Below are 17,788 nucleotides of genomic sequence, written 5' to 3'. Positions count from 1 at the left end.
CACCCTGCAACCTCGGTTCGACGGGGCGCTGGTGGCGAGGCTTACTGACATCTATGTCTGACATCAACGCCAGCACCCGACGTCCGCGGCCCTCGTTCAAGGACATGCCTCCGGCGGGGGTCGGCCGGCACCGGGTGGGAGGCGGCGCCGTGCGCGAGTGGCGGCCGGTTCGTGGTGAGCGTGGTGGGCTCCCATCCCGTCCGCCGAGCCGAGCAGTCGCGGCCCATGGCGTCCAGGTCGTTCGTACAGTGGCGCGCTCCACCTGGACGCCATGAACCACGCCCGTTCCACGGTGTGTGGATCGACGGCGGACGGGATGGAAGCCGGGGCAGTGGTGGGCGAGGGACCGACTCTTCTGGCGGACGTCGCAAGGGCCTTGATGTTGTGTTAGCCGATGGCGTCTGACCTGTAGGAATGCCCAACTCGTCGCAGTTCCTCAGGCGAAGGGATTGCCGTGCCCGGGAAGCTGCCCGCCCGGCGGCAGGTATCGCAGCCGGCCCCTCTCGTCGGTCACCGGCGTGAACCCCGCGGCCGCCAGCCGGGCGGCGTACTTGGCTTTGTAGCGCCGGCCGGCGACGTTCAAGACGGGTATGAGGCACATCAGTAGGACCCAGACGATGCCGGCGACGACGAAGGAGGTGGTGTCCGCGCCGAGCGAGGCGGCGACTCCCACGACCATCACGGTGATGCCGAGACTCGCGATGATCAACCGTTGCTTGTCGGAGTACTCGGTGGTGAGGTCGAACGTGATGCGGGCCTTGAGGAGCTGGAACGCGTCGGGTACGAAGGGCGGCAACGCGCCCCCGTCAACGGCGTTGGGATATTGCGCCCAGTTCTGCGCGGCCCGCGCACGGGCCTGCGGGGCGGGGTCGGCCACGAGAGACATCACATACCCGTCGCCCCGCCGTACGTCGACGTACTGGTAACCGAACTGCTCGGCTACAACCCCGAGTCCGGCGATTTTGTCAATGGACGACATGCCACTGGTGACCTGAACTGGCTCCCCGGTCGCCATCTCACGCAGCATCTTGCGCACATCCTGTTTACCCACAGCCCCCCCTGTCACTGACAACGTTGGCACCCTTCCACACCAGCGCGACACAGGGGACAGGGACGGCGTAGCTTGGTGCGATTTTGACAGTCGCCCGAGGTCCGGCCCCCTTTCCAGCGACTCAGTGCGGACGCCGGTCGGTGGCCGGAAACGGGAGGCCGTCGGTAAGGATGGCGGCCAGGCGCTGCAAGCGCGAAGAGCGGGCCTGTTCAAGCGACCCATGGAGTACTTCGGTTGCACTGAACATCTAGATGTGTGCCGCGCAGCCATGGCCTACGGACACAGTGGCGATCCCTCCTTGTGAGTGTCCAACTGCGTGACAACGCCGACGCACAGCAGCGAACAAGCACGGCCGCCTGCGCACCATCAGAACAGCTGAGGGGCACATCAACCCAAGGCAGAGCCCTCACTCAAGTTGCTTCGGGAGCGGGCGGTCTTGAAATAGAGCCGGGCCCTCCTGAGCCTTTCATGATGAGCGGGCAGCGCAGAAGTGGCGCCCCCACATCGTGGGGTGCCCACGACGGCCGACAACTCCTCACCCAGTAGGCAGACACGGATGCCGGTCGGGACACGCAGCCACTCTGGGCCGAAGCCGATAGCAACCGCTTTGTACCAGTGGCAGGGCCCGCGAGCCAGGGCCGCCACGGTCTAGAAGAGTGTGAGCGCGTCGGCGGCTGCGCCGACCCGGAGCGGTCAGCGGAAGAGTTCAGGTTCTTACGAGTGAACCCAGCCGTTCCGCGCGTAGTGGCCGATGTGACAGCGGGAAGGCCATTCCACACCGGACAAACGATGGGCAGGAAGCATCCCTATGCCGAAGTTCCTCATCCAGGCCACCTACACGCCCGAGGGCACCAAGGGTCTGCTCAAGGAAGGCGCGAGTAGCCGTCGCGCCGCCGTCGACCATGTCGTCACCAACCTCGGCGGGCAGGTCGAGGCCATGTACTTCGCCTTTGGGGAGGACGACATCGTGCTTATCGTCGACTTCCCCGACCCGGTCTCCATGGCCGCCGTCAGCCTCACCGTCAAGGCCAGCGGAGCCCTCCACACCCGGGCCACCCCTCTCCTCACCCTCGATGAGATCGACGAGGCCGCCCGTCGGCAAGTCACCTTCCGCTCCCCTGGCATGTGAGCCCGGGACCCTTGGCCCCGGTACCGACCGCGCCGCCTACCGCCGTCCGTAACCGACCAGGCAGTGTCGCCTGACATCACCGTCCTCGGCAACCATGAAGAGCCCTGGCCTGTCCTGCGCGTCCCCTTCGAGGGTGGGCATACCGTTTACGTCGTCTATGCCAACTTCGAAGACGTGAACAACGTCGACTTCTTCGTCCGCCACCCGGAGTGGGGACGACTCGGTTACCTCGGCAAGTGCGGCGCTGACGAGGCAGGCCCCGGACTGTCCTGGAAGGAGCTCGACATACTCGCTGAGGCCGCACAGAACAGCAGTGAAGGTCTGGCCGATAGCTCACAGCGCCTTCTGCTCCTGCTTCCGATGCTCGGCGATGCCGACATGCCCCGAGAAGCCAGCCACATAGTGGCGCAAGCGCTGACCCGCTGCGGCATACGCTCTAGCGCAGCTGACGAGTTGGCTACAGTCCTGGTCGGCGACCAGGAGCCCGATAGTGAACCCTCCTGGACCGTGACTACCGACAGCCCGATCGCAGTATGTTCGTCGTCCTACAGCCCCCGCCAAATCCCGCTCGCCCTCGGTATCGCAACAAGCCAAGCCCAGGCCCTCGCAGACGCCCTCAACGGGCGCGAGTGACATCCGCGGCTGACATCAACGTCGAGGAACACCAGCGGTCCAGGGCAGCCAGACGTGACCGTTCCCTCCTCCGGTGAAGCGCCTCCAGGCGACCCGCGCTCGAACTCCTAAAGCGGGTGTCGCGCACCCGTTCCTGCAGGCGATGTCCAGTACCCGGTGGGCATTCACCCGGCGGGCATTGAACTCCTGCACGACACCAATGTGCGGACCCAGATCCCTGCGGTCGGAATCGAGCGGATCGTAGATCTCGGCCGGCCGCGGGTGTCTATGCGGCCGAAGGCATGTGGAGGACGCGGAAGGGGTGCCCTCCCCCAACTGCGGAAGGGCACCCCCAAGGACGGTCAGCGGTGGTCGTAGCGGTCGTGACCCCAGCGGCCGTCGCGGTGGTGACCCCAGCGGCCATCGCGGTGGTGGCCCCAGCGGCCGTCACGGTGGTGGCCCCAGCGGCCGTCGCGGTGGTGGCCCCAGCGGCCGTCACGGTGGTGGCCCCAGCGGCCGTCGTGGTCGCCGCCGCGCCTGTAGTCGTCTCCGTGGCCGTCGCCACGGTCGTGCGTGGCATGAGATGCCACCGGAGGCGCGGCGGCGGCGCTGGCGCCGGTGGCGCCGCCCACCAGGATGGCGCCCGCGACGCCCAGCGCGGCGACAAAACGGGAAACCTGCATTCCATGCTCCTTTCACGGCAGGTGCCTCATGCGCCTGCCTGGGTCGGACATATGCATGGTGGCGTCCGCAATGCGCCGTTACGTCCGACTCGCCATCAAAGGAGCCTTATATAGCGAAAAAACGTTGAATCAGGAACCGACGCCTGGCGTGTCGGCGTCACGCGCGCGCATGCGTGGGATCCTCGCCCACCAGGGTGAACTTGCGCCTCACGATCCCGCCGAGTCCGCGCTCCCCTACGACCCACCTCTCGCGAGTACCTCCACCAGCAGCAGCCCCCACCCCGATTCGTCCCGCAGCACCGGTCCGGCACATGCAGGCAGGCATCAGTGCCCGTGGACCAGCCGTGGACAGGCAGCCGTCGAGTACGCAGAAGCGTCCCTGTGACCAGCAGCGATGCCACAGACTCAAACCTCCCGAGCCATTTCGGGGCACGCGCAGATCGTGGCTGCTGCCGTCGCGGCCAAGTCAGGCCCGGAGCATCAGGACGAGCCCAGAGACCAATGCGAAGACGAGCACGAACAGACGCATCCTGCGTGCGTCCAGACGGTGGTGGACCAGGCGGCTGAGCCACGCGCCGGCGGCGATCGCGGGGAGCAGCGCGGCTGCCTGGCCGAGCTCAGTGACCTGCGCTTTCCCTGTCGCGAACAGCAATGCCAGGGAGGCGACTTCCCCGATGAGGAAGCACGCGGCGACCGTGGAGCGCAGTTCGGCGGGCGGCCGGTGCTGGTAGACCAGCGCGAGCGGAGGCCCGCCGACGCCGGTCGCGGTCTCGGTCAGACCGGTCACCGCGCCCGCGCCGACGTATGCGGCCCGCCCGGGCGTGAACGCGGGGACGGTCAGGCTCGCGACGGCCGCGAGCACAGTGGCACCGCCCACGAACAGGCCGAGACTGTGTTCCGGGATCAGCCAGAGCACCGCAAGACCGGCCGGGGTGGCGGCGAGCCGCGCCCCGGTGATCCAGCCCGCCCCGCGCAGGTCGAGCGAGGATCGTTCGCGCCAGGCGACGTACAGGTTGAGCGGGATCATCGAGGCGAGGACGAAGACCGGGACCAAGCCGGGATCGAGGATGCCGGCCACGGGCGCGACGATCAGAGCGAAGCCCAGTCCACTGCTGCCCTGGACGAACGCGGCGATGGCCACCGTCACGGCAAGGACCGCCAGTATCTGCGTACTCACAGCGTCGTCCTCCGCTCCTGTGACCGGATCAGCGCCCGTGCTGCCGTGGAGGTGGGGTGCGCCCTGGTGACGTTCGCCCTGGCGACGGCAGCGCGGGCCAGTTCGGCCGCCCGCCTCACCAGCTCGGACCCGTCCCAGCCGACCGGCCGGCCGTGCCACATACGCAGTCGCCCGGCGACGAAGACGGCGGCGATCTGGTCCCGGTTGCCGCGTCGCACGAGTTCCCACGGCAGGTCCCAGGAGAGCGCGAGCTCCGGAGTGTCGACGTCGACGAGAAGGAAGTCGGCCGCCATGCCCTGGGCGACGGTGCCGGTGCGGGCGCCCAGCCCAACGGCATCCGCCCCGCCCCGGTTGGCGCGCTCCAGCCACGTCCAGCCCGCACCGCACGACGAGTCACCGGTCGCCAGACCGTAGGCGAGGCGCTGCGCGAACTCGGCGGCCTCCGCGAGCCGGAAGCCGTCGCCGCGGGTGCCGTCGGTGCCGAGCCCGAAGCGGATGCCACGCTCGGCCATGGCGGTCGCGGGCGCGACCGCGTTGCCCTTCCACGCGCTGGCGACGGGGTTGTAGCTGACGGCGGTTCCTGTGTCGGCGAGCAGGGTCAGCTCGCGCGGCGTGAGCATCGTGGCGTGCGCGGCGAGCAGTTGGGGGCCGAGCGCGCCGACGCGGTGCAGGTGTTCGAGGGGCCGCAGCCCGTGTCGTACGAGGGAACGTTCCACGCCGGCGAGGTGCTCGTTGACATGAATCTGGACGACGGCCCCGGCCTCGGCGGCGAGGCGGGCGGTGGCATGCAGGGTGCGTTCGGTCGCCGCCTCGGGGATGGAGACGGTCAGGGACGGATGGACGAGCGGATCACCGTCGTAACGGGCGAGGTGCTTCTCGGCGTGCTCGACAACGACCGGGGGGTCCGTCGCGTCCTCGTCCGCGTCGTTGCAGACGAGTCCGAGGACGCAGCGGACTCCGGCGTCACGCGCGGCGGACGCGACCACGTCGACATCGACACCGGCGCGCGTGCCGGCGTCGGTGACGGTGGTGAATCCGCCGCGCAGCGCTTCGAGGGCGGCCAGCTTGGCCGCGGTGTAGGCCGATTCCTCGTCCAGCGCGCCTTCCAGCGGTACCCAGACCCGGCGGAAGATCTCGGAGGGCTCCCCGAAGGCGAGTGCGGAGCCGAAGCTCTGGGTGAGGTGGTGATGGGCGTCGACGAATCCCGGCATCAGCAGATGGCCGGGCAGCCGTACGGCCGGCAACTGCGGGTGCGCGCCCTCCAGTTCGTCCGCCGGTCCGACGGCTTCGAAGCGGCCGTCGTCGATCGTGACGGCCCAGCCGTCGGCGGGGCCTTCGGGCAGCAGGACCGCGTCCGGTACGAGAAGGAGCGGGCCTGGGCCGGCGAGGACATCGCGGTCGGATCGGTTCATCGTTTTTCCTTCGTGGATATCCCCGGCTTTAGCCGGGGGGAGGAAATGCAGCTCCCGCGTGAGCGGGGCAGGGAAAGCGGATTCGCCGCCAGGGCGGATCGGCGTACACCGAAACCGCTGGCGAGGGACACCGCAAAGAGCAAGAGGGCTCAACTGTCAGTCCTCCCAGGTAGGTTCCGATGCATGACGACAGAAGCGACCACGCAGGCGGCCGGCCATTGCCGGTACACCTACCGCGTGCGTCTGTCGGCGTCGGCCCGCACTGCGCTCGAAGCCGAGTGGGACCGGGCACGTTGGGTGTGGAATGAGTGCGTCGCCAAGTCCAAGGCCGTCCACGCGCACAACCGGGCGACCGGCGAGAAGACGACGTGTGGGCCGGTCCAGCTCGCGGCGATGCTGACCGAGGCCCGATCGCGCACGCCGTGGCTGGCCGATGGTGCCTGCGTTCCTCAGCAGCAGCTGATACGCGACTTCGGCAAGTCGCGCGCGAAGGCCCTCAAGGACATCAAGGCGCGGTTGCCGATGCGGCAGCGGGCCGGGATGCCGAAGTACAAGAAGAAGCGCGAAGCGCTGCCCACCCTCGAATACACCAAGCGAGGGTTCCGCCTCAAGGACGGCCGTCTGCATCTCGCCGGCCAAATCGTGGTGCGCCCGGTGTGGTCGTGCGAGCTGCCCGAACCGCCCTCGTCGGTGCGCGTGTACCGCGATGCGGTGGGGCACTGGTGGGCGTCCTTCGTCGTCCCCGCACAGACCGAGAAGCTGCCCGCAACCGGTCGCGTGATCGGCATCGACTGGGGCGTCAAGGAGACCGCGACCACCACATCCGACGACCACGACCTTCCCCATTCCCAGCACGGGCGGACAGCCGGGCAGAAACTTGCCCGCTATCAGCGGATGATGGCCCGGCGCCGCCCTGCGAAGGGACAGGCCGCATCGAAGGGATACTGCGAGGCAAAGCGGCAGAGGGCGAAACTGCACCGTAAGGTCGCGGCCCAGCGGCAGGACACCAGCCGCAAGTGGGCCAAGAAGGTCGTCCGCGACCACGACGCCTTGGCCATCGAGGACTTCAAGCCGAAGTTCCTCGCGAAGTCGACCATGGCCAGGAAAGCAGCAGATGCCGCGATCGGCGCCACCAAGGCGGCGCTTGTCGAGATGGCGAGGAAGCACGGCCGGACCATCCATGTGGTACACCCCGCGCACACCACGATGGACTGCGCGCAGTGCGGAGCGAGAACCAAGCACGCACTACCTCTTTCCGAACGAACGTATGCCTGCACCGCATGCGGAGCCGTCTCGCCGAGAGACAAGAACTCCGCCCGCGTGATGCTGGTCCGGGCTGGTCTTCCACCCGGCTAGTGCTGATCGTGTAAGACCTGCACCCCCGCCGGGGGGCAGGCGACGTGAGCTAGGAATCCCCCTCGCTTAGGAGGGGGAGGAGTCAACGGTCGCCTTCTGCGCGCGTGGTGGTCAGCCGGGCGGCGATGCCGGGCCTGACATGGTGGAAGAGGATGTTGAGCACGGCGGCGGTGAACGTGCCGACGGCGACGCCGCTTTCGAGGAGGATGCGGACGTTCGGCGGGAACGCTCCGTACACGCCAGGGACGAGTATGGGCAGCAGCCCCAGTGCGAGAGCGACGGCGCATATGAAGGTGCTGGTGTGCTTGTCGAGGTCGGAGCGGCCGAGCATCTGGATGCCGAGCACGGTGATGACGGCGAAGACGACCATGGCGGTGCCGCCGACGACGGCGGTCGGGATCACGCTGATCGCACGGGTGACGGGTGCGAGGAATCCGATGACGATGAGTACGACTCCGGCCGCGGCGGTGACGAACCGGCTGCGGACGCCGGTGACGCGGACGATGCCGATGTTCTCCCCGCTGGTGACCATGAGCGGCAGGCCGAAGAATCCGCCGAAGAGCGAGGTGAGCGCGTCACCGCGGACGGTCTTCGGCACGTCGGTCCGCTTGTCGATCTTCTTGCCGACGGCCTCGGCGTTGATGACGGTCTGGCCGGTGGCCTCGGCCATGGAGGCCACGCTGTAGAGCATCAGCGGCAGGGCGGCGACGAGGTTGAACTCGGGTGAGCCGAAAGGCATCAGGTGCGGCAGGTTCACCAGTGCGCCGCCCGTGGCACCTGCGCCGTCGATCGCGCCGACCGCGGCGGCGAGCGCGGTGCCGGCGAACAGGCCGAGCATGACGGCCAGTTGGCGCAGGATGCCGGTGAAGAGCAGGTAGAAGACGACGGTGAACCCGATCGTCGCCATGCCGAGACCGAGGTTGGTGGGATTCGCGAAGCCGGGCGAGCCGGGCTGTCCCGTGACGAGGACCGCGCCGACCTTCACCAGGTTGACGCCGACGATGACGATCATCGTGCCGATGACCAGGGCGGGAAAGTACGCGAGCAGCCGGGAGAAGACCGGCAGCACGACGAAGGAGAACACCGCCGTCAGGACCACCGCACCGGTGGCGATGCGCACGCCGTGCTGCTCGGCGATCGCGAGGAACAGGATGAGCGGAGCCCCGCCCGGCAGCATCACGAAGGGCAGCCGCGGCCCGAACTTCCAGGGCCCGAGCGACTGGATCAGCGATCCCACGCCGGACAGCACAAAAGCCGCCGAGAGCAGATCGACGGTGAGACCGGCGCTGAGCCCGAGGGTGGCGCTCATCAGGAAGATCGCCGAGATGGGGGTGGCGGCCATCACGAGGACGTGCTGGATCCCGAAGAGCAGGATCCGCCCCAGGGGACGCGACTCGTCCACGGGGTGCACGCCGAGTGGGGCACCTTTGCCGGCCGAGGACTCGGTGGTGTCGGGACGGGCACTCTCGGGATGGGGGCGCTCATCCGGGGCGACTGTCTGCGTGAGCTGGGAGTTGACGGCCTCGGAGGTCCCGGAAGCCCCGGAAGTGTCGAAGGACCCGGAGGCCTCGGAGATCTCGGAAGCGTCGGAGGTCTCGGAGGGGTGGGCTGTGGGCTCGCCTGCCGGATTCGTGGCCGCGGGACCGGAGGCCGGCGGTTGGCCGGCCGGTGGCCTGCTCTGGCGGGGACTGGACATGTTCGGGCTCCGTTCGGGCGTACGGCACGCTCGGATATCAGCCGCGATCCGGCCCTGGACGGAGAGCCAAATCGATTTGGCCAAATCGATTTGGCCGCCAGTATGAGAGCCCTCGGATCCACCGTCAAGGGTGGCGGCACCAAGGGGTTCCGGGCTCATGGAGAAATTGGAGGAGCGCTTCGCCGATGAGGTGGCCCGCACGGGCCGGTCCCGCTTCCGGTCCACCAGCGACATCGCTATGACCGCGTCGCTGCACCACCACTACGCCTATCTCACAGGCCGCGGCGTGCCGGGCACGTACAAGCTCCGCTACATCGACATGGGCAAGCCGGACCTGCCCGCGGCCCTTGATGAACTCCGGGTATCGGGCACTCGTACGACTTCTTCTGCCTCAACGACGTGAACACCGCGGAAGCCGACCGGCAGAACGTTGAGCCGGTTGTCCGCGCCTTCATGGAGTCCCGCTTTCCGTTCTTCAGCCGATGGGAACGGGCTGCCGGGATCTGACCGTCGGCTACTGCGGGATGCTGTTCACCTCAGGGTCAGGGACCAGGTGCCGCAGGTGAGAGGGCCAGCCTGCCGTCGGGTTCGATGCGGATTAGGGCTCCGTAGGCTGACAGGCGGCCTTCGAGGTTGAGGCGGTGCCGGATGCGTTTCAGCTCGTCCCACAGTCAGCGCGGGCCGCCCTGGTGCACAGTTGGGTGAGTCGAGGAAGGCGAGTGCGGTGGCGCGGGCCCACTAGCCGCCGGGGTGCAGCAGCCACACCGTGCGACTCACCGTCCTCGGCCTTGCGGTAGTCGATGCCGGGAATGGTCAACGACGATGACGTGCTGGGCCGCCTGCGCGCCGAACCTCCATCGGTCCTTGACCGCCGTGTAGGTGTGCTCGCGCAGGGCGAAGTTGCGTTTGATGTCCTTCTTGAACGCCAGGGACGACACCCAGGTCGCGGCCTCGTTACAGGCGTGCAGGGTTTCGTCAAGTGCCGCCGCCTGCACGGGCGTCGGCAGGAGTTTCACCTGCACGGTCAAATTCACGACCGTGACGCTCCTGTCGCCTGGCGTACCGGCATTCGAACAGTGCATATTCCTCACCGGGCGCTGGGGCCCGGTTTCTTGCGGGCGCTCCGCGCCCGTGCCGCGGCGATGCTCCGCATCGCCATCACCGTATGCGACTCCTCCCGGGGGTGACCCCCCGGGATTCCTCACAAGAGCCCGCTGACGAGCTACCAGAAGCTAGGCGACTTCCCGGACTTGGCCGAGGTTTCGCGATCCTCACTACGGTGGTGCTCGGCCTCGAGACGGCGTGCCGGCTGCTGCTGGCGTCGTTCTTCGCGGCGCTGGGTGCTGCCGGCCCGTCTCTTGCCCGCTGGGGCACGCGAACCCGGCCGCAGCCGGGCGGGTATCCGAGAACGTCCAGGCCCAGCCGTCCGTACCGCCTGCCAGCTGATTCCCTTACGGTTGGCCCGGGGAAGGGAGGTCGGCATGAGCGGAGGCCGACGAGTGTTGCGGCTGCTCGAAGGACTGTGCGCGGTCATCGCGGTCCTCTACGCGACGCTCTTGGTGTTGTTCACCAACTATGAAGCCCTGCCTGTCACTTACAGGAACGGCGATCTCACCTCGACGATCGCGATGTTCGCAGGAGCCTGCGTCGGATGGCTGGGCCTGCGCCTTGTGCGCTCACCGGGACGCCCCACCGTGGGGCTGCTCGTCGGTGGCGCGTGCGCCGTTGGTCTGGTGGCCGTGATGTGGTGGACGACCCGCCCCACGGTGGAAGAGCAGTACGTCACGCCCGCTCCTGGCACCGGGCGCTCCTGGGAGTCGCAGCCCCCCGACAGCACTCCGGACACAGCGCCCCCTCCAGCACCGCCAACCGCCGGTCCAGCACCGCCAACCGCCGGTCCAGCACCGCCAACCGCCGGGCCGTAACACGCGAGCGGGCTCTCGGCTGCGCACCGCGCGGCAGCCGAGAGCCCGCTCGCGATGCCAGGGGCCGCCGTCCGGAGCGAATGCGCTGCTGGGACAGCGGCCCTGCGAGTACGGGGGAGCAGCGGGCCAGGTGAGGGCGCGGGCGTCCCCCGAGCGCTGTCCGGTCCTTTCGCGGCTCGTGAACCAGTTGGGCTGTGGGTCCGGGGAAGTTCCCGGACGGGGCGTCAGGCGATCAGAGCAGATGTGCTGGTGCGTCGCGAGGGTGCCGGATCATCGTGGGCTCGGCGCGCGTGTTGGTGGTGCGGGATACGGGATGCGGCCTGGGGCGCTCCGGCGGCGAAGGTGCGTTCAAAGGCGCGGAAGGCGTCTTCCTGTTTCCACTGCACTGTGGCCTTGGCGCTGGAGGCGAGGAAGTGGGTGCACCGGTTGCCGGGGGTCGGGTCGCCGAGGCGGTCTCCGGCGCACTCGGGGACGGCCCGGTGGCCGTTGCGGTCGCGCCACAGGCTGCGGCCCTCCAGGAAGCCGTACTCCAGGGAGGTGCGGGCCAGATCCTTCAGCACCGGGTAGTCCAGCCGGTAGGTGAGTGCGGCTCGTTGGTACTCGCGGCTGATGTCGGTTCGCTCGACGCCTTGGTCGTCGGTGGCCAGGGCGACCGGAACGTGGTTCGCCCGGTACAGCGGGAAGGGGTGAGCCGGGCCCGTGACACCCAGGACCTGCGCGTTGCTGGTGAGCGGGACCTCCACAAGCACATGCCGGCGTGCCATCAGGCGCAGCAGTTCCCGGTAGTCGTCCTCGCGGCGGATGTCGACGCCGTGGCCGATGCGGTCGGAGCGGGCGGTGAGCACGGCGTCGCGGATGTGGAAGCGCAGGTCCTCGGGCTTGACCAGGCCGGGTACGAGTTCTCCCGCGTGCAGGGTGAGGGGAACGTCGGGGTACACACCGCGCAGGTAGTTCAGCATGCGCATGTGGAGGCGGTAGTCGGCGACCGACACCGGATTCTCTTCGGGGCCCACGAGGTTCAGCGAGACGAAGCGGGGGTCGCGCCGGGCCAGTTCCACGCCGAGCAGCATCTGGGCGAAGACCAGCTCGGGCGGTCCGCCCCGGTCGACCTGGGCGATGAACCGTACTGGCAGTGCGCACCCGGCGTCGGGGTGGTCGGTGTCGCAGTGCGCGGCGGTACGGAACTCCTCGATCATCGAGTCCGTCTCGCTCTTCGCCTCTTGGACGACGGCGTCCATGCCGCCGTCGGCCAGCATCATGTCGCGCATCAGGGCCAGGCCACTGTGGTACCCGACCTTGGTGGCAAGGGCGTCGGCGGCGTACCAGGCGGGCGTCCACATGGTCTCGAGGTAGAACTGGTGCTGCTTCGCGGCCGAGGTGGCCGCCTGGGCCAGCAGCCGTCCGGGATGGAGTCCGCTGACCGCGCCGAACTTTCCGAAGGTGGCGAAGAAGTGGTCGTGACTGCTCTCGCCCTGGTTGGGCGTGAAGTCCTGCATGGACCAGGCTCGGATGACCTGACTCCGGAAGGCGGGGTCGGTGAGGGTGTCGGCCGCGGGGCGGGTGTTTTCCGTGCAGGGCGGCGCGCTCGCGGTGAGGGTGGTCGTGTCGATGCAGTATTCGGCCTCGACGGCGATGCGCAGCAGCAGTTCGGTGGTCGCCGCGCCCGAAAGGTGATTGTGGAGGTCTGCGCCCTTGGGCAGGGCCCTGAAGAAGGCGGCCAGCTTTTCGGGGCGGTCGCGTACGCCTCGCAGGTATGCCGAGACGCGCGCCTCGGCGTGCGTGGGTCCGCTGGTGTCGTCCTCCGCGGCGGCCTGAGCCGGCTGAGTGGATGTCAGGGCGAGTACCAGTGCGGCACTCAGGACCGGCGCGAGCCGGGCGCTGCGGCGCGGCGCGAAGGACGGGACGGAGGGAAGCATGCCTTGCATCTTCTGGCAACCGGAGCGAGGGGCAAATGCCCGACATGCCACATGTCACCCGGGCGCCGCAAGTGATGCCGTCGACCGGCCTCTCGCCGGGAGCGTCGGGCCGTGAAGTCAAGGCCGACCGGGTCGGGCACGCCGTCGGCCGCGGTCCGAGTCGGCGACCACCGTTCGGGCTTCGGCCGGCAGGGCACCACGCCTAGGGCACGCATGAGCTGACGCACCAGCTCCAGGCCGGCGCTCACGCCCCCGCGGGCCGGCTGGGCGTGCACGGGCCGACAGCCCTACGTGCTGTCACGTGGACGTCAGGTCCGCTTCAGGCAGCAAGCGGTGCAGGCCCCCTCGTCCCCACCTGCGAGTGATCTCGTCACTCGTCCGGTCGGCACGGTGCCGCACATGACTGTGTCCGAGTGCGGAGATACCGGACCGCACTCACGCTGGGACCCTCGGAGTCGTAACCAACGGTGAGGGCCATGATCGTAACGATGGTGTCAATGCCAGAGGTGACCGTCACCCGTACGGACATGGCTGAGGCACGTGAGCGGCTCGCCGCGGCCCGCTTTCTGATCGTCGACGTCGAGCTGCCGGAAGAAGCGCCGGCAGATGGCGAGTCTGTGGCCCGTCAGCTCGGTCTGGAGGCTGACGACCTGGACTGGCTCGGCAGGAAGGACGAGCCTGCGCGGGCCGATTTCCTGGGGCACAAGGCCGGCTTCGTCGTCCCCGTGATCCACGACGACCAGGTCGCTTACATCCACGCGCTGGTGACCGAGCAGTTCCTGGTCACCGTTCACCACGGCCGGGCGGGCCTGGCGTCGAACATCTCCGCGCAGCTCCGGCACGAGAGGCCCCCCGACATCGTGGCCGTGCTCTTCCTGCTGCTCCAGGAGGCGCTGGCGACCTTCCGCCGGGCCGCCGTGCAGGACCTGCTGCTGGTGGAGGAACTCGAGGACGACATGTTCCAGGAACGGCGCCCCGAGCAGATCTACCGCCTGTCAATGCTGCGACGGCGCTCCGCCCTCCTGCACCACTCGCTGCTTCCCTACCTTCAGGTGGTGGACGAGGTCTTCACCCGCCGGATGCTGAACCCCAGCTTCCCGGAGGAGCGGCAAAGACTCGCCCAGGAGTTCAGCCACGCGGCGAGGCTGGTCCTGGCGAATATCGAGTCCCTCCAGGATGCCTCCCGTCGTGCTTTCGCCAGCTACTCCTCCCTCGCCGCGGGCGAGCAGAACGGCGTGATCAACCGGCTGGCCATCGTGTCGACGATCTTCCTGCCGCTGACGTTCCTGAGCGGATTCTTCGGTATGAACTTCACCTACCTGACCGACGAACTGGAGAGCAAGGTCGTCTTCTGGCTGCTCGCCGTGGGGCTTCAGGTGGCCGTCCTGTTCGTGGCCTTCTACGTACTGCACCGCACCCGCATCTGGCGGCGGCTGCGGGACGAGGACTAGGACAAGGACTGGGACCGTGCGGCCGCTCGTGTGGCCACCTTGCTCCCGTGTTGTTGATGTGGACATGAACGGGGTGATCTGAGCGATGCCGAGGGGGAGCGGCTGCAGCCCTTCTTGTCTGTCAGCAACGGGCGTTGGGGCCGCTTGCGGAATCGCCGACAGGCAATCGACGGGATATTGCACCGGGTGAGGACCGAGGTCCACTGGCGTGATCTGCCGGAACGGTTCAGGACGCGGAAGACCGGCCGGCGGCGTCGGAACCGTCCTCGGCCGGCCACCGCGTACACCGACGCGCCCTTCACCGGGGGCTCTTCGCCCGGCCGTACTAACGCCACACCCCGATACGCATGCTGGTGGCGGCGTCGCCAGTGGGACCAATCGAGCCGGTGGGCCGTGCTGTGGACGGGCCAGCCTTCTCACCGGGCGGGGGCAGGGTCAGTCAGTCGAGGTCGATCGTGAAGCGCCTCTTGCCCGTCCCGATCGTGTCGGCGTGGACCGAGCCACGAGCCCGGTCGAATTTCCCGGTGCCGCCGGTGATCGCGTTGTCGAACGAGGGGGGAGGGAGCGTCGGGAGGCCGTCGGTGAGGATGCCGAAGACCATCCCCTGCACGGTGAGCTGGCCGCCCGGGAGGTTGTAGGTCACGACGCACTCCTCCGCTCCGCCGTTCTTTTCGGCCAGGGTCGTGGTGCAGGTGCCGTTGGTCTCGCCGACCTGCTTTTTGTCGTCCTTGTCGAAGAGGATCGAGCGGAAGACGGTCCGATCGCCCTGGGCGGGGGCGCCGCCGGGGTTGACGGGGAAGCGGGTCTGTTGCGCGAGGTGGCCGATGACTGTGATGACACGGTCCCTGCCCTTGGCGTGGGCGGAATCGGTGTCCGTGGCGGCGGCCGCGACAGGGGCGGTGGCGAGGAGGGTGACCAGCGCAGTGGCGGTGCCGAGGCAGGCTGCTCTGATGGGGCGCATTGTGTGGCTCCTGATGTTGATGCTCATGGATGGTCAGGTGGCGCATTCATAACCTCGGCTCTGCCGCTGCCCGGAACGTCCCGGCGCGACCCACCGGAAGATCCGACCAGTCGGACCAACTCGGCACGAAAGAACGACACCGTCTGTGTCAGCAACCCTGGCTTCGAGCACTGCACCTGAGCCAGCACGACCTGCGGCTGGAAGGAGATCAGCTAAGGGTTGTCCCGTAAACGATCTTCGCTGAGCCGGGGACACGGATGCCCGAGGGCCAGTGGTTCGCTCAGCCCGCCAGAGAGAGGTTGTGCAGGCGCGCGATGCCGAGCATCACTTGGTGCACAGCATCGCCCTTGAGGCGCGGTCGCGCAGGGTCTTCCACCTTTGTGCGGGCGACGACGTGTTCAACGCGTGCGCGAACTCGCTTGTGCGAGTGGTTGTGTTCCTGCTTCCAGTCCGGGAGTTCGGCCTGACCTTTCGCGCGGCGATGCGGCATCACCAGACCGGTGCCGGGATATCCGCCGTCCGCGATGGTCATCGTCGCGTCTACGGCGTCCTTCGCGCCGGACTCGCCTCACGCCTTGCAGCCGTTGCGGGTGCCGGGCAGCGGCCGGCCGACCAGAACGACGAGACGGGTGTCGGCGTCGATGACGACCTGGTGGTTGGTCGAGTAGCGGTGGTTCTTCGACCGCTCGGCCACCGTGTGGTCGCGGGTGGGTACGAGGGTGCAGTCCGCGATGAGCAAGCACGGTGTCCTTCGTGAACCGCTTGCGTGGCTGGAGCGCGAGCTTGGGGCCGAGGCGATCGATGATCCGGTCGACAGTCGACTTGGAGACGCCGAAGAGCGGGGCGAGCTGGCGCAGCGTCAAGTTCGTGCGCCAGCAAGCCGTGACCAGCAGAACGAACCCGGTCCTCCAGGGGCAGACTTCACGGACGTCCCCGCCGCGCCTCATCCCGCGGTCTCGCGGCGCACTAAGGTCACCAACTTGCCGAAGCAGAGCGGGCTCAGCCCGGTGAACGGGGCTATCCAGGACGGCTTCGACACCGTGATCACACCAGTCACACCAAGATCATCTCGCCCGTGGCCAGGCGTCACGGGACAGCTCTACGACGTAGTCGGGTATTGGAGATCGGGGCCAGGAGTGTGTGGAGGATCCGAGGTGCTGACAGGTAGCTGGGTTCGGCCGCTGGTGAACACCGGACCTCCGCCAGTACCTCCGCGCATATCCTCCGGACATGGTTGATCATCACTCGGTCGACGTGGCAGGCATCCGGCTGGCCTATCAGGTGTCGGGTCCGCTGGACGGTGCCCCGCTCGTCCTGGTGCATGCGTTGGGCGAGGACGCCACCGACTGGGACATGGTGGCACCTGCCCTCGCCCGCAGCCGACGGGTTTACGCTCTCGATCTTCGCGGTCACGGCCAAAGCGATTGGCCAGGGAAGTACTCCCTCGAACTCATGCAGACCGATGTGCTCCGGTTCCTGGAGGCACTGGGGCTTGGCCGGGTGGACCTGATTGGGCACTCCATGGGTGGGATCGTGGCCTACCTGCTCGCGGAGGAGCATCCGCAGCGGGTGAGTCGGCTCGTCCTGGAGGACGTTCCGGTTCCGCGTCCCCGGGAGCCGACCACACCGACCCGGCCGGACGGCGACCTGGCCTTCGACTGGGAGATGGTGCTGGCCGTCAGGAGGCAGATCGACCTGCCTGACCCGAGGTGGCTGGAGCGGCTCAGCCAGATCACAGCCGAGACTCTCGTTGTGGCCGGCGGTCCACGCAGCCATGTCCCCCAGGACGGCATCGCCGAGCTGGCCCGCCGCATCCCCGGGGGACACATGGTCACCATCCCGGTCGGACACCTGATCCACCATGCAGCGCCCAAGGCGTTCGCCGAGGCGGTTTCGGCGTTCCTCTTGTCGGACGAGGACCCCGACCCCGCCCGTCAACCATGAGGGCGATGTCACAGGCCGTGACGTGAAGGAGGCCGCGCGGGTTCTTCGAGTGTGACCAAGAACTGGGCCCGTGCGGCCTTGTCCCATCCTGCCTTCACCGGCCTCTCCCGTGCACAACTCGGCGCTCTGATCGAGGAGTTGGCCGCACCGTGGCAGGTGCGACGTGAGTCCACGCTGCGTGACCGCCGTGGTGGTGAGCGCCGTGGTGGTGAGCGCCGCCGGCAGGCCGGGGCCGGGCGCAAGTACGAACTGGTGTTTACCGACCGGGTTGCTGGTCATGCTGGTCCATCTGCGCACCCAGCTCCCGCACGCCGCGCCCGCGGAACTGTACGGGGTGGCCCGCTCCACAATCACCGAGGCCATTGGGGAACTCCGGCCGCTGCTCGGCGACCGAGGTTTCGGAGCAGCAGGGCGCCATTGCGTGGCTACGTGAGCTGGGCGGCAGCGAGGTCGATGAGAACGTGTTGTCCGCCAT

At 68.3% G+C, this 17,788-nt stretch carries 16 protein-coding genes and 2 pseudogenes; 9 read left to right on the top strand and 9 right to left on the bottom strand.

Annotated elements, in window-relative coordinates:
• Window positions 1-436 precede the first annotated feature (436 nt).
• Window positions 437-979 (bottom strand): hypothetical protein, encoded by a 543-nt coding sequence (locus OG574_RS51695; protein WP_326779297.1) that lies wholly within the window; start codon window positions 977-979, stop codon window positions 437-439.
• Window positions 980-1,859: 880 nt separating this feature from the next.
• On the opposite strand from OG574_RS51695, the gene OG574_RS51690 reads away from it, so the two are divergent.
• A complete protein-coding gene (locus OG574_RS51690) occupies window positions 1,860-2,180 on the top strand; it encodes a GYD domain-containing protein (RefSeq protein WP_326779296.1) in 321 nt (106 codons plus the stop codon).
• Window positions 2,181-2,243: 63 nt separating this feature from the next.
• Window positions 2,244-2,813: a hypothetical protein gene (locus OG574_RS51685; protein ID WP_326779295.1), complete on the top strand. Its 570-nt coding sequence runs from the start codon at window positions 2,244-2,246 to the stop codon at window positions 2,811-2,813.
• A 341-nt stretch (window positions 2,814-3,154) separates the two neighbouring features.
• On the opposite strand, the gene OG574_RS51675 is transcribed toward OG574_RS51685, so the two are convergent.
• The 3 genes from OG574_RS51675 to OG574_RS51665 form a co-directional block, all read right to left on the bottom strand.
• The gene (locus OG574_RS51675; RefSeq protein ID WP_326779294.1) at window positions 3,155-3,475 is read right to left on the bottom strand and encodes a hypothetical protein; all 321 of its coding nucleotides are present in this window, start codon (window positions 3,473-3,475) and stop codon (window positions 3,155-3,157) included.
• A 466-nt stretch (window positions 3,476-3,941) separates the two neighbouring features.
• Window positions 3,942-4,652 carry a sulfite exporter TauE/SafE family protein gene (locus OG574_RS51670; protein ID WP_326779293.1) on the bottom strand — a complete coding sequence of 237 codons (711 nt, stop codon included), beginning with the start codon at window positions 4,650-4,652 and terminating at the stop codon, window positions 3,942-3,944.
• Window positions 4,649-6,064, bottom strand: a complete 1,416-nt coding sequence (locus OG574_RS51665; protein ID WP_326779292.1) for an amidohydrolase family protein — start codon at window positions 6,062-6,064, stop codon at window positions 4,649-4,651. The genes OG574_RS51670 and OG574_RS51665 overlap by 4 nt, the downstream gene beginning before the upstream one ends.
• Window positions 6,065-6,247: 183 nt before the next feature.
• Between OG574_RS51665 and OG574_RS51660 the strand changes: the two are divergent.
• Window positions 6,248-7,490, top strand: a pseudogene (locus tag OG574_RS51660) (RNA-guided endonuclease InsQ/TnpB family protein).
• 12 nt (window positions 7,491-7,502) lie between these two features.
• On the opposite strand, the gene OG574_RS51655 reads toward OG574_RS51660, so the two are convergent.
• A complete protein-coding gene (locus OG574_RS51655) occupies window positions 7,503-8,762 on the bottom strand; it encodes a uracil-xanthine permease family protein (protein ID WP_326779475.1) in 1,260 nt (419 codons plus the stop codon).
• A 511-nt stretch (window positions 8,763-9,273) separates the two neighbouring features.
• Between OG574_RS51655 and OG574_RS51650 the strand changes: the two genes are divergently transcribed.
• Window positions 9,274-9,519 (top strand): stealth conserved region 3 domain-containing protein, encoded by a 246-nt coding sequence (locus OG574_RS51650; protein WP_326779291.1) that lies wholly within the window; start codon window positions 9,274-9,276, stop codon window positions 9,517-9,519.
• The gene (locus OG574_RS51645; protein WP_326779290.1) at window positions 9,516-9,623 is read left to right on the top strand and encodes a hypothetical protein; all 108 of its coding nucleotides are present in this window, start codon (window positions 9,516-9,518) and stop codon (window positions 9,621-9,623) included. Before OG574_RS51650 ends, OG574_RS51645 begins: the two co-directional genes overlap by 4 nt.
• A 266-nt stretch (window positions 9,624-9,889) precedes the next feature.
• On the opposite strand, the gene OG574_RS51640 is transcribed toward OG574_RS51645, so the two are convergent.
• Window positions 9,890-10,144 carry a hypothetical protein gene (locus OG574_RS51640; RefSeq protein ID WP_326779289.1) on the bottom strand — a complete coding sequence of 85 codons (255 nt, stop codon included), beginning with the start codon at window positions 10,142-10,144 and terminating at the stop codon, window positions 9,890-9,892.
• Between the two features lie 1,121 nt (window positions 10,145-11,265).
• Window positions 11,266-12,957: an adenosine deaminase family protein gene (locus OG574_RS51635; RefSeq protein WP_326779288.1), complete on the bottom strand. Its 1,692-nt coding sequence runs from the start codon at window positions 12,955-12,957 to the stop codon at window positions 11,266-11,268.
• A 497-nt stretch (window positions 12,958-13,454) separates the two neighbouring features.
• Between OG574_RS51635 and OG574_RS51630 the strand changes: the two genes are divergently transcribed.
• Both OG574_RS51630 and OG574_RS53025 read left to right on the top strand, forming a co-directional pair.
• The gene (locus OG574_RS51630) at window positions 13,455-14,408 is read left to right on the top strand and encodes a magnesium transporter CorA family protein (protein WP_326779287.1); all 954 of its coding nucleotides are present in this window, start codon (window positions 13,455-13,457) and stop codon (window positions 14,406-14,408) included.
• Between the two features lie 78 nt (window positions 14,409-14,486).
• On the top strand, window positions 14,487-14,867 hold the full coding sequence (locus OG574_RS53025; protein ID WP_442816978.1) for a transposase: 381 nt from the start codon (window positions 14,487-14,489) through the stop codon (window positions 14,865-14,867).
• Here the strand turns inward: OG574_RS53025 and OG574_RS51625 are convergent.
• Window positions 14,848-15,369: a hypothetical protein gene (locus tag OG574_RS51625; RefSeq protein ID WP_326779286.1), complete on the bottom strand. Its 522-nt coding sequence runs from the start codon at window positions 15,367-15,369 to the stop codon at window positions 14,848-14,850. The two genes, OG574_RS53025 and OG574_RS51625, sit on opposite strands and share 20 nt — an antisense overlap.
• A gap of 280 nt (window positions 15,370-15,649) precedes the next feature.
• Window positions 15,650-16,426 (bottom strand): annotated as a pseudogene (locus tag OG574_RS51620) (transposase family protein).
• Between the two features lie 173 nt (window positions 16,427-16,599).
• Between OG574_RS51620 and OG574_RS51615 the strand changes: the two are divergent.
• The gene (locus OG574_RS51615; protein ID WP_326779285.1) at window positions 16,600-17,313 is read left to right on the top strand and encodes an alpha/beta fold hydrolase; all 714 of its coding nucleotides are present in this window, start codon (window positions 16,600-16,602) and stop codon (window positions 17,311-17,313) included.
• A 277-nt stretch (window positions 17,314-17,590) separates the two neighbouring features.
• On the top strand, window positions 17,591-17,746 hold the full coding sequence (locus OG574_RS53020; protein WP_442816977.1) for a transposase family protein: 156 nt from the start codon (window positions 17,591-17,593) through the stop codon (window positions 17,744-17,746).
• Window positions 17,747-17,788 lie beyond the last annotated feature (42 nt).

This window comes from Streptomyces sp. NBC_01445 (assembly GCF_035918235.1).
Lineage (GTDB): Bacteria > Actinomycetota > Actinomycetes > Streptomycetales > Streptomycetaceae > Streptomyces.
Note: the sequence above shows the minus strand (reverse complement) of the source record. Positions and strands in the feature narration are given on the sequence as shown.